Below are 12,381 nucleotides of genomic sequence, written 5' to 3' on the forward strand. Positions count from 1 at the left end.
TCATTCTTTGTCCATGTTTCCGTGGTCTGCCGCGACCACTATAGGCTGGTGGTGCTGACCACAAGCAGGCATTGCTTCGGACTCTCATTAAACAATCAGCTTGAATTTCCGATGGAGCTAATACCCAACTTGCATTGCCATATTCTCGGTCTAAGACTGCTAAGACTGGATTGATGCTCTGTTCACAAACAAATTTGAGTTGGGAAGCTGCTTGAAGTATCGCTGAAGACCCACTATTAGGGACTACCAAATAAAAAACTCGTCCAAAATCAAGCAGTACTGTAAACAATATCTATAAACCACTTACCGAGATTGGGGAGGCTATCCCCAACAGGTTGGGACAGACGCTGAATCTGAGTTTCAACTTCAGCCATTTCCCGAGTTGTGAGCTTAACCCCAGTTTGATAAGTCAAGGTCACGAGTTTGACTATCGGATGTTTACCCTTCCAAGTCATCGTTTCAGCCAAATGCAGCATGGTGGTAATATCATCAAGGATATTACCGTTCCAGTGGTTTTCCAACACTCCCTTTCGTCCGCTCAATAGCATTGTATTTACTGTGGTATGGCGGGTAGTAGGCTAAACGCAGATTCAACTGGTGCTTACTGACAAACTCCACAAGACGTTTCATCAATTGAGTTCGTCGGGAATGGTTCTCAGGTCCGTTGTCTTGATTGAGTAGTAAGGTGCGGATATGAGTAAAACGGTGACGGTTACTCTCCCACCACGATTCCAAAATATCAACGATGAAGTCGCTAGTCACCTTTGATGTGGTGAAATATAAAAACAACTCATCTAATTGGGGCAAAAAAATTCCATAGGGAGTCAACTTGGCTTTTGGGGCGAAGTCGTGATCACAGGCAAAAGTTGGCACCCGGTTCTTACCTCCTCTGGAGAAGAGACCAATTTTCACCGTGGCTTTGGCATCAAGTGAGAGTCGGAGAGTTGTCGGGTCATTATCAGCTTGCTGATTAACTTGACTCAACTGCTCAAATATGGCATCGGTTTCGGGAATTTTTTTTGAGGCTGAGTCTTCGCTACCTTGGCCGGGCGTTATCCCAACTGATTCAACCGCTGACGGATGGTTTCGTTGCTGGGTAGTTCAGCTTCCTGGTAGTGCTTTTGTTCTACCAGTTGTTGCCTGACTTTGGCGGTACTCACTCGTGTATACAAACGAGTGCTTTTGAAGCTCGGGTCGGTCTGACTTTGACTATCCACGATGGCTTTGATGTCTTCACTTAGAGTCGGCAACTTGCTTTCCACTGGTTTTCGGCCCCTGGCAAAAGAAGGCATCGATACAACGAGAGCCCTGTTTCTAGCTCTCGTTGTCCTTTTCTGATGGTATCTCGACACCACCCCAGTTCTGTTTGAGCTTGGCGTTGACCTCCTGTGCCTAATTCTTGGACTATCTGGGGCATAAATCTTCGCCGCTGTGTACCTTTGAGCGTTTTCGCTGTTTGCCACAGACAAGCTTTGAGGGTTTCAGTTAGTTCTAGCACGTTGAGTTTTTTTGTGCGTTAGCCTTACTTAATTCAGTTTACCCTCTCCGGGGACTGGAAGAGTTTATTTCTTGGATGTCCCTTAATTCGTTCATGTAGTAGGGGTAGGGTCCAACTTCCTTGAGATTCGGGTATCCACGCAAGGGTACTGTACCCTTGTCCAATAATTACGCCTCCCTGATATTCATGGGTTCTGTCTTTTAATGTTTTGGCATCTGGTCTCCGCCATGCAGTATGATCGATTGCAACTAATATGTGTTCCGTTGGGGGTGCTTCCTCCTGTAATTGCTCCAGATACAGCAACATCAGTTTTTTCCGGTCTGGCCTACAGTCTTGCAATGCCTCGTAGACGCTTGACCATTGACGATGGAATAATGGATTGAGCGAAAATTCCGCCAAACAAGCCGCATTCGGGCGTGGTCATCACTGCATCCATGAGCTCGAATGTTGCATAGGAGAGCTTTCACCAATAACTTGTATGCTGCTTGACGAAAGTCCTTTAATCTTCACTGTTCATTTAAGGAGTGGAGGGGTTTATTTTTCACCCTCATTCTCTCCTGGCGCGGTGGCTCTAGTTCTTCTGAAAGCCACCGTTCTCATCTTTATTTAGTCTAAACTCCAGTTATAATAATCGACCAGAAATGATCTGACTAATGACAGATGACTACCCTTCGACTTCGCTCTTCGGGCAAGATGACTAATGACTTCTTGTTTATCAATTCAATCGCACTTTAAACCTGCCGCTGCGGCTGTGGGAAATTCGATCGGTACAAAGGTAAGGCTAAATTGTTTTTTAGCACAGGGTACAATATGCGCCAATGCTTTAGGAGAGTTTTTTCCGATTTCCAGTCTTCGACTCAAATTCAATTATACCCGTAGCTCCCTCGGCTTTAAAGTTAGGATCGGCCATAGTTTTTTGCATTCCTTCGCGGCTGGGTTCCGGCTGCATTTCTATAGCTTTAATCAGCGTTTTTGCTGCATCGTAGGTTAAGGCAGAGCGAGTATTTACCGGGCCTCTCCACAATTTTTGTGCGTTTACCGGAAATTTTTTATCAAAACTGATTAACGGATGCCAAAATACAGATACGCGGAGTTTTTTAACAGACTTTAGTTATGTTGCTAGTTTTAGCGTTCTCTGCTCGTACAGCGTCCAAGACCCGACAATCCAATTGCGATCGCCGTTAGCTTTAATCATCTCGATCGCATTTTCCAGCGAATTAGTGACTTGACCGTCGGGAACTACAAGTAAGGCGGTTTTGGGAAATTTTTCAACTTCTGCGATCGCAGCTTTGGTGTCTAAATTATCTTTAGATAAATCGTAATAATTACTGCTCCTAAAAGTCGTTCCTCATCGGGATTCAAATTGCTTTTTAAATTCTTCCCACAAAGAAGCGCTGAAGGGAATGTTGGGATTGTAAAAAGCGGCAACTCGTTTTTGCCCTACTTTCAATAGTTGATTTACCAAAGCTTCAGCTTCGATGCTAGTTGTCGGAGCCGTCCGAAAGAAATATTTTCGAGGTTTGCGCGTCAGTTCTTCTGTGGTGCTTCCCGGAGAAATTGCGACGAGTTTATTTCGATTGTAAATATCTACTGTTTCTACGGTCATGTCGCTGGTGTAGTGTCCGATGACTGCGAGAATATCTGGCTGAGCGACTAGGTAATTTGCCGTTTGTTTGGCGTATGATTTGATATTTCCGTCATCAGCAATGATGACTTTTAGACCTTTTTTTATAATAGCTTGTGGTTGCAGAAAGCCTTGACCTGGAAAATCTCGATTGGTGTCAGTTGCAGGGAGGATACCTAAATTCACTTCGGTTTGAGCTTGGCGATACCTCGCAGCAGTTCTTCTGCTAAGTTGGCGTTGAGAATGCTCCCATCTAGATTTCTGCGGATGGGCACAACGATCGCGATCGTGTAATATTCTGCATTGATAGCTTTTAGCAGAGCATTGTTGATGTAAATTAAAGTTTCGGGGTCTCTGCGGTCTTCTCGCCAGGACTGTTTGAGCAATTTTAAAGCTTCGGGGTAATTTGAGTCGGCAAATTCATTAATACCCCTTTGTTTTGACCACAGGGCGGAGGTTTGGACTAGGAGTTTTTCGCCAGAACTTACACCATCTGCTGGAAGCGTTTGTCGCGGCAAAATTTTGGGGATTAAAAGTACGATCGCCAATCCGATCGCAATTCCAGCAAAGCCTAACAGCGGCTAGGGAAAGCGCGATCGCTTTTGAGGAGCAATTTTGCGTACAGGCGGCGGTGCGATCGCATCCAAGTCTTCTAAAACCTCAGTAACAGATTGGTAGCGTTCAATAAAATGGAAACGCACCATCTTACTAACAATATTTTTTAGACTGTCGCTAACTTGTAAAATCTGTTTATTGTGCGTCGAGTAATCCCAGACAATTTCACAAGTTTGGGGGTCTTGCGGGAGATTCGTAGGAAGCTTACCGGTGAGGGCTTGAATCACAATGATTCCTAAAGCATAAATATCGTTATAAGGTTGCGGGACAGACCTCGGATTGTATTGTTCCGCCGGCATATAACCGATTGTACCGATCGCCTGCGATGTTAATATTTCACCCGTAGAGTTAGCCGTAAAGGTGCTGATTTCTTTAACAGCCCCAAAATCTATCAAAACAATTTTACCATCCTTGGAGCGCCGAATTAAGTTAGCCGGTGTAAGATCGCGGTGAATAATATTTGCTTGGTGTACAAAATTTAAAATTCTAGAATTTCTCGTAAAAAGGCGATCGTCTGTGATTCCGTCCACTGCTGACCTGCCGGCAAAAATTCCTGACTTAGGGGTGTTCCTTCAATATATTATTGAACTAGATAAAAATGTTTTTTTTCTTCAAAGCGATCGAACAATTTGGGAATGCGCGAGTGATTTCCGAGAGTCTGCAAAGCCCTAACTTCCCTTTGAAATCGCTCCCGGCATTTTTCCAATACCCGGAGTTCGTCGCATTCAGGAAAAGGAATTTCCTTAATCGCGCAGGGAGGATTTTCGGATTTTTTTATATCTTGAGCCTTGTAGGTTCTAGCAAATCCTCCCTGTCCTAATTGATCAATAATTCTGTAGCGTTCAGCCAGTATATCTCCGGGATTGAGACACATAAATTTTATAGTTCATCTTGGGCTTCGACCGTTGATGTTGATTATAATACAAAATCTGGGTTCACTACTTCATGGATGGGATTTAGCGGTTGCAACTTATCTCAAATATAAAAAATAATCCTAGATATTGGATAGTCCCCTAAATCGCCTTTGACAAGGGGGACTTAAAATTAAGTGTTGTTCCCCCTTTTTTGAAAGCTTGTCATTACCCACATCTCCTAAAAGCGCTCGCGTGACGCGCGATACCGCCAGGGAATAAATTCCCTGACTAATAGCTTAAGTCAGTTAAAACTGACTAATTTATTAGTGTGTTTAGTGATTTGTTAAGTGAATGCAAACTCGCTTCCCCTAGGTTGGAACAAAAGCAGGACTCTTAGGTAAATGAAAAGTTTAAAAACCGGGAAATTACCAGCTTTTGAATAGGTAATAGAAAGCAATAATTCGGGGAATTTCTGCCATTTGTAGCAAATATTTAGATAATTGATATCGTGTCCAATAAATTGACCTTTGTCGAATTGGTTCGCAAATTGGAGCGTATGCAAGTTCGCATTAACCTTGCTGATTGCGGTCAATCGACAGGATATGATATCAAATGCGGTAGCATTGGAATGATGTTGACTGTTGACTGTTGACTGTTGGCTGTTGACTGTTAACGGTTGACTGTTGGCTGTTGACTGTTGACTGTTGATTTACTATTCCGATGTTAACGGATTTGATATTCTTTTTAATAACGAGAATCTTCCAAATTCCTAACAAAAAAAATCCCAGGTTGTTCCTGGGAATCATAAATATTAAGAAAAATTAGTGCTATTTTAATATATTTAATTAGCTCAAAAGCTGTCATAATCCAGCATTCCCAGTTGGAGAGTTGAGAGCGGAAAGCGGGGCGGGCGTTCCCGTGCAGATGCCGCACCCGATCGCATTTTCCAGTCTCCAGAAAACAGTTGCATTCATTTTGCATCACCCGTTAAGCTTGGTTGCTGTTGCGAGTCTGGCTTGCCAGCTCCAACAGTTGTGCCCAGCGTTTTTGGACTTGTTTGGGAGTGCAGTTAAGTGCTGTGGCGATCGCCTTGTCGCTTTCTTGATTCTGCTTCATTTCCAACAATTCCAGCATTTGGGGAGACAGCCCTGCGCGAAATGCTTCCCATTTGTCGGAAGTCATTCCCAGCTTTTGATCCACATCAGCACCCAGCCATTCGTGTACGAGTTTCCAGTTTTGAGTGCGGGCAAATTTTTCGACGTGGTACTTAAACCGTTGTTGCAAGTAGTCGCGCTGGCGGGAAGACAAACCGAGAACGCGATCGATTTCCGAAGCCGAAAGGTCTTGCAATTTCAACATTAAGTAGTTCACGCATTCGGGCTGATTTTGAGCTTCCAGATAAGCGATCAATTCAGCGACTACTCGATCGCGCAGCACAGCATCAGCCGGATCGACAGTTTCCGAAACCATTTGTTCGCGCACTTGTTGCAGCGCCGGAGAACGGCTGTACATTTCGGCATCTTCTCCCTTGCCGGACTCTACAGCCATTTCAATGTCGATCGCAGTTTCGGGAGGCTGGCCCTTGGCAAATCCTTGAGCGCGAAGCACGATCAGGCGCTGGCGGTTGCGGCCGGGCAAACCGATTTGGCGCTTGGCGTAGTGTTCGGTAAAAGCCATGTACTCAGCCAATTCAATTTGCGTGCGGGGAGTGTAGTTGAGATCGAGTTGGTGTTCGCGGCGGAAAGCTCGCAAAGCTTCGATGTAAAAGCCTTGCAAAAAGTCTTCAATCATGTTGTAACGAGCTTGGAAGTTCAAGTTCGAGCGGAAAGATGCAACATGGCGGTAAATCATCGATGCGAGGTGAGAGTGCAGTTCGACGCGGCCGCTTTTGGAACCGAGGCGGTAGAATTGCAGAGTTTTTTGCAACCGGTGTTCGGCCAAGGTGATTTGCCAAGCTTCTACTTCGCCGGAAACTTGGATGCGATCGCTTTTTTGGCAAATCCGTTCAACTTCCTTAGCAATCCGCATCGCCACTGCTTGAGCGCTGCGGCTGGGAGCTTTCATGGAGGCTTGCAATTCTTTCAGGGCGAATTCAGCCAAAGCCAGAACATCGATGCTGGGAGCAGTATTGATTTCGGCGGTTTGTGCGCCTGCTGCAGCAGGAATGAAGTTGAGGCCAGAAGCGGTGTTGCAGTTGACGGCGTTGGTGGCAGTTTTGACAGTCATGGCGTTTATCTCGTGGTAGCGCACAGCGTGCGAGGACATTTGTCAGGGAGCGAGGCGGCAGTTGCTGGCGGTTTCGCTTGCTGTGCTGATTCAACTCTCTATACATTGAATATAGGGAAATAGAGATAATCGCAGTGATGCCACTGTTCCACTCTCTCATGCAACAGTTTTTGGCTGCTGAATCTGATTCTAAGCGCTGGCTGTGGGAGATTGGTTTTATTGCCCTTAAAGCCTTATTGTACAAGCATTCTGAGCTGTTATGCGGGTGTGGCGATCGCTCCTTTGACAGACGGTGTTCTGGGGCCTCTGAGTGGACAATTTACCAACTGGCCTTTTGAGGGGGTTTTCGGCGTTGGAGATTGTGGAATCAAGAGTCGGCAGAGTGTAGCGAACTTCACTATCTTCAAAACCTACGCCACAGAAGTTAGGAAACCCGGTGAATTTAGAAATTTGCTCTGATGGCAGAAGGCAGGTTTATTGACCGAAGCCAGATTTCTGGCTCCAAAGCGAGGCCCGAAGCGATGTATTTTATTAAATCAGCCCGGTTGGTTTGATGACGGCAGGTAAGTCCTTACAGAAGTTTAGACCCGCAAATTGACAACAGCGATGCTGAGTCGATCGAATTAAATATTAAAGGTGATAATTCCTCTCAAGCTGAAATATGCAATTTTAAGTACGCGACAGGTTTTCGAGAATATCGGGTGGTGGCTTAAAAAATTGTACCTGATGCCCATCCACAATCTCAGTACCGATGAGCTGCGAACACACAGCTCGTAAAGACTTCCAAAGCATTGTCTCCTCGTAATGTTCTAATTCGGCTGGAATGTGATCTAGCAGAGTTTGAGAGCAGACCACAATCAGTTGTTTCTGAGCCCGAGAAAAAGCCACATTAGACCGATTGAGGTCTAAGATAAATTCCACATTTTTACTAATTGCTGAGGGGTCGCTGGCTGTTGCCGACACAATGATATAAGGTCGCTCGTCACCTTGTAAGCTTTCAACAGTATCAATTACATCGATCAGGTCGCCGGAGTCCTTCAAATAACTTTTAAGCAGTGTGCGCTGCGCTCTGTGTGGAGTGACAATAGCTACAGAGTTGTTTTCTATTGCTCTTCTATTTTTTGCAGCAGCAATAATTTTCTCAATAATCCGCACCTCAAGCATATTGCTGCGTTTTGACAGGCGCTCAGAATGAAGAACAAGAATTAGACCTTTTGACTCCTCCTGCAAAAGACTATTTGAATCGGGCAACCTTCCTTTTAGTTCAATATTATCCAGTTGGTAAATACGAGAAATTAAATTACAAATCAGCGGTGGCAAACGGAAAGTAAAACTCAACGCAGAACTCATAATGGCTGAATCTGAAACTCCTGTAATTTTAATATTTTTAACCGCATCATATGCACTCACATAAGGCTTGTAAAATTGACTTGGCGGACGGTCTTCCTGCTCCCAATTATGAGCAACAATTGGTGAGAGCTGCCGATGATCTCCGGCAAGCATGATTTCTCCGTCACTTTTTACTAATGTAGCCAGTGACAAAAAGTGTGGAAACACCATCATGCTTGCTTCATCAACGATTAGTGTAGGTACTTGGATACCTTTCATTTCCAGCGATAATTTCAAAAGAGCACTGGTTGTGCCGCCGATGACCACGACAGCATTTGAACGCATTTTATTCAACCGGGCTGCACAAGACTTAGAGGCAAAACATTCAATATTTTTTTCGATATACAACTCACCCTGTTTCGGGTCAACTCGGCTAAGTTGTATCGGGGGTACTGTTAATCCCGATTTATCTGCCTGTTGCTGAAGGATTGGTAAGAGGCTATCGAGGCGCAAAAGCAAGTTGTTTACAGCAGTATGGGTAGGCGCTGCGATGAGAACGATATCTCCGATCAAACAACGCGCCAAAATTCTTAAAAAAGTAGCGATCGCAGTTGTCTGTGTCTTGCCAGTTCCTGGGGGCCCCTGTAAAAGTTGAATTCTAGCGGTTAAGCCACTGACAGCAGCAGCTACTTGATCGGCATCCAACTTCTGCGCGTTAGGCAATTTTAGAGACTCTAGCAAATTCTGGTATTGTTCTAACTTGTCTGTGGCTGGAGACTGTTGCAGAGGGATCTGAGGACGCTCGGGATCGAACCATTGACATACATGACTTCCCAAACCACTTATTAGTCTATTGTCAACCTTTCCGGCTACAAAATTAGAAATAGTTTCATCTAAAGTAGCATGGGAAAAAATGTTTTCATTTTGCTTATTATAAAACCGACTGAGGAGTTTATAGCCGTCTCGTTCCTTTGTTAGTATTACTGAAAGCTCAATTTGTCCGGTCTCCCAGTCAATATTATCCACAACACACGTACTTCCACCGCGTAGAAGTTGAGCTAATGTTTGACCGCGATGCGGATCGTTAAAACAGGGGCTAAGCCTTACAAAGTTGCCTTTTTCGATCGTGCAGTTAGTCTCGAAAACTTCATAATTAATACCGTACCCATCAAGGTTGATAGTGGCTGTCAGCCTATTATTGCCGTGGGAGACAACATCACTAATAGGAATAGTGCGCCCTAGAGGGACGCGATAGACAGGCGGGACTAGGTGAGTAGCAATCCAGTTTGTCACTTTAACGTGATGATCCAGCCGGAGATAGTCAATCCCCGCCTGAGCTGCATTATCTACCCCAAGCGTGAATTCCAGCAACTTAGCGATGACAAGAGATGGTTTTACTATATCTGGGTTCTTAAACCGAATGCTTTCTTCAACCCATCGCAGCGCGTGTACGCGGGCGCGAAAATAATCCTTGAGATAGTTAAGTTTCCCGGCGCTGTTGTAACGCTCAATTGCCTTAGCAACTGCTGGCGATAGATTTGGGTCTTTTGGATCTGGCAATTTTCGCCAGTAGGCGCGCCAGTAGGGTGCTGTTAAGGAATCAAAAAAGCGACTGCGGATTTCAAACTTGTGCTTGCTGGCTTGCTCAGAAGGTTTAGCTGCCCACTTCCCCTGAGCATCTAAATCCAAATCAGTCTTAAAATCGAAGATATCCTGTGTAAAAGCTTGCTCGAGATCGACCTCGGCACCAGACACCCGTCGCCGCCAGTGATAACGCCTCCCAAACCACGACAGAGAAGTAACCACAGCTAAGCCTCTCCCTGTCCATCCCAAAGCAAAGCGCTGATCGACTTCATCGTGCAAGCAAGAATAGATGAGTTGCTCTAAACTCTCGCGGCATCCTAGCAGTTCCCGGAGGTGGCCGAGCAACTGCGAGCTGACGCGCGAGCATCCTTCGACCAACTGATCCATCTCGGATCGAGACCAGACATAAAAGTGAATAGGAGCGGTTTCGGCCTCGGCTACCTCATCAATAGCCTCAACCAGCTTCATTAGAAACCCTTGAATTAGCTGTTTCTCAGCGCCTGTGTCTTCTCTGTATTCCCCCGTCCACGGGGAGGTTTGAAACTCAATAACTTCTCTACCTTGGAGGGAACGCTCTTCATAGACTGGGCGATTATTTTGATCGCGCCCTACCTCCCACCGTTCCTTTACCGTGGGGTCTGGCTGCCAGTGTCCATTTACCTGCGTGAAGCTTGTATGTAATTTTCCTTCGCTCTTGGTCACATGAGCTGCGAGCGCTCCTATCCTGTTTTCTACATAGTCGTAATCCACAGAAAGGTAAACGCGAATCAGCCGTTCACCATTAATTATGTGCTCTGGAAGTTGACCTTGACCTGCATAAGGTAGCGACTCTACTTCATAGGAATCTGGGTTAATATTCCCGCCTGGAAGTGTACGCCTCCGAGTTTTTGCTTTTAACTGGATAAGTTCTAGGTTATCGCTAAAGCTTGGATCTTGCCGCACTTTAACTGCCTGCTGTCCGGCTAAGTCGAGTTCAGCCAAGTCATCGATTTTGTGAATCCCTGCCTCTCGCAAAACTCGTACTGCTGATGGATCTAAGCCTATTAGTTCAAGGCGACGCAATCTGGCACTTTCTGATAGGCAATGAATATTGAAAACACAGCCATCACACTTCGGATCGATTTGATAGTCTAAATCAGCTAAATCAGCCTGAACTACGCGGTTTAGTGTGCCCTCAGATGCCAGAAGGCGATTAATGTCAGCTTCTTCTGTATCTAGCTTAAACGGTTTTAGATCGAGGATGAGCTGACTTTTATTTGTACTTTCATCAATCCTAGCGACCACGCATTCGATATCTTCTGGTCTGAGTTCTACGCCACAGATTGCCACTGGACTCGCTTGGATAAGCAGCCGTACTAGCATCCGGTATAGAGCAACCTGCACGCGGTGGTAGGTACGGTCTCGACGACTGGCTTTGCATTCAACAATTCGCAGCTTTGGTCGATTGTCTTCCCACAGGATTAGTACAAAGTCAATTTGGCCTTTGATCTGGAAAGCTCCCTCGTCTGCTTCGACGGAAATTTCGCGTCCATATGCTCTTTGTCCTGAGCTTATACCTTGCAATTGTGCGACAAAGGTAGTCCAGGGTGTCTTCTTTTCATCAGCAGACTTTTGGCTGTACAAAGTGAGGTCAATGAGACCATTTTTTTGGAGAGAAGTTTCCCATTCGTTCTCCCTCAATCGCCCCGCCTCTTGGAGAACTGGATCTAAGGAGTTGAAGAGGCGTTCTGCAAAGGGAAGCTCTCGGGCAAGCTTTCGGTTATTATGCTCTAGCTTAAAGCGGCGATCGCAAGATTGATAATGGATGTACTCGCCGATTTCGGTAACTCGGACAGATGGTTTAGTTACTGGGGTTAACATAAATTTAAAAATAAAATGTTTAAATTAGTCAGACTGGCATAAACTCTGCAAATCGACTAAATTTGAGTAATCATCTCACAATTAACTTAGCGGTTACATGACAATAATCACCTTTAATTGTGACACTACTCACTGCAACTATTTTTATTATAAATTCATAACTCGCCCCGATTCTCTCTCCAATACCAAAGTCACAGGCCCGTCATTCTCTATCAAGACTTGCATCTGAGCTCCAAACACGCCTGTTTTGATTTTTAAGCCGCTCTGGCGCAACTTTTCGACAAATTTATCATAAAAAATTTCGGCTCGTTCAGGAGCTGCCGATCGGTCAAAGGAAGGTCGCCGACCTTTGCTGCAGTCCCCGTAGAGGGTAAACTGACTGACCACCAGCAACTCGCCGCCGATGTCTTGTACGGACTTGTCCCAGCGGCCGCCCTCGCTGGCTGAGTCGGGAAACAAACGCAGTTCCAGGCATTTGCGAGCCATCCAGTCGAGTTCTGCTTCGGTGTCGGTGTCTGCAATAGCGACAAGCAAGTTAAGTCCGCGGCCTATTTTGCCGACAATTTTACCGTTAACTTCGACTTGAGATGATTTGACTCGCTGGATGATGACTCGCATTTGAGATTAGAAATATTTAAAGCAAAAACTCAAAATCAAAAAGTAAACTTCCGTTTTCAACAGTCCTGGACGCATCAATACTAAAGAAACCGGGTTTTTAACCAGCATTAAAAGCATTGATGCCGTTTTTTGGTTAAAAACCCGGTTTCTCGCCACCCGTGCGTAAGTGTTTT

Annotated in this window: 10 protein-coding genes and 1 pseudogene; 1 reads left to right on the forward strand and 10 read right to left on the reverse strand. The window is 45.3% G+C overall.

Annotated elements, in window-relative coordinates:
- From QUA01_RS27425 to QUA01_RS13870, 8 genes and pseudogenes are all read right to left on the reverse strand, one after another.
- Positions 1–289, reverse strand: a 289-nt coding sequence (locus QUA01_RS27425; protein WP_442922021.1) for a transposase, incomplete at its 3' end; no start/stop codon positions are given.
- A pseudogene (locus tag QUA01_RS13840) lies at positions 270–1,498 on the reverse strand (ISAzo13 family transposase). The gene QUA01_RS27425 and the pseudogene QUA01_RS13840, both read right to left, overlap by 20 nt.
- Before the next feature lie 823 nt (positions 1,499–2,321).
- Complete coding sequence (locus QUA01_RS13845; RefSeq protein ID WP_333093037.1) at positions 2,322–2,522, reverse strand: hypothetical protein; 201 nt, start codon at positions 2,520–2,522, stop codon at positions 2,322–2,324.
- A gap of 324 nt (positions 2,523–2,846) precedes the next feature.
- Positions 2,847–3,308, reverse strand: coding sequence for an ABC transporter substrate-binding protein (locus tag QUA01_RS13850; RefSeq protein WP_333093036.1), 462 nt, complete (start codon positions 3,306–3,308; stop codon positions 2,847–2,849).
- Positions 3,305–3,670 (reverse strand): hypothetical protein, encoded by a 366-nt coding sequence (locus QUA01_RS13855; protein ID WP_333093035.1) that lies wholly within the window; start codon positions 3,668–3,670, stop codon positions 3,305–3,307. The genes QUA01_RS13850 and QUA01_RS13855 overlap by 4 nt, the downstream gene beginning before the upstream one ends.
- A 33-nt stretch (positions 3,671–3,703) precedes the next feature.
- Complete coding sequence (locus QUA01_RS13860; protein WP_333093034.1) at positions 3,704–4,267, reverse strand: protein kinase domain-containing protein; 564 nt, start codon at positions 4,265–4,267, stop codon at positions 3,704–3,706.
- Between the two features lie 50 nt (positions 4,268–4,317).
- Entirely contained in the window at positions 4,318–4,611 is a 294-nt protein-coding gene (locus tag QUA01_RS13865) for a protein kinase domain-containing protein (protein ID WP_333093033.1), read from the reverse strand.
- Between the two features lie 967 nt (positions 4,612–5,578).
- Positions 5,579–6,817 (reverse strand): HetZ-related protein, encoded by a 1,239-nt coding sequence (locus QUA01_RS13870; RefSeq protein WP_333093032.1) that lies wholly within the window; start codon positions 6,815–6,817, stop codon positions 5,579–5,581.
- A 137-nt stretch (positions 6,818–6,954) separates the two neighbouring features.
- Here QUA01_RS13870 and QUA01_RS13875 point away from each other — a divergent pair, with 137 nt between their 5' ends.
- Positions 6,955–7,155 (forward strand): hypothetical protein, encoded by a 201-nt coding sequence (locus QUA01_RS13875; RefSeq protein ID WP_333093031.1) that lies wholly within the window; start codon positions 6,955–6,957, stop codon positions 7,153–7,155.
- Positions 7,156–7,486: 331 nt separating this feature from the next.
- Here the strand turns inward: QUA01_RS13875 and QUA01_RS13880 are convergent, their stop codons facing one another.
- Together QUA01_RS13880 and dtd are read right to left on the reverse strand one after the other, a co-directional pair.
- Positions 7,487–11,590 (reverse strand): AAA domain-containing protein, encoded by a 4,104-nt coding sequence (locus QUA01_RS13880; RefSeq protein ID WP_333093030.1) that lies wholly within the window; start codon positions 11,588–11,590, stop codon positions 7,487–7,489.
- Positions 11,591–11,737: 147 nt separating this feature from the next.
- The gene (dtd, locus tag QUA01_RS13885) at positions 11,738–12,208 is read right to left on the reverse strand and encodes a D-aminoacyl-tRNA deacylase (protein WP_333093029.1); all 471 of its coding nucleotides are present in this window, start codon (positions 12,206–12,208) and stop codon (positions 11,738–11,740) included.
- Between the last annotated feature and the right edge of the window lie 173 nt (positions 12,209–12,381).

The sequence above is a fragment of the Microcoleus sp. S36a_B3 genome (assembly GCF_036700745.1).
Taxonomy (GTDB): domain Bacteria; phylum Cyanobacteriota; class Cyanobacteriia; order Cyanobacteriales; family Microcoleaceae; genus Microcoleus.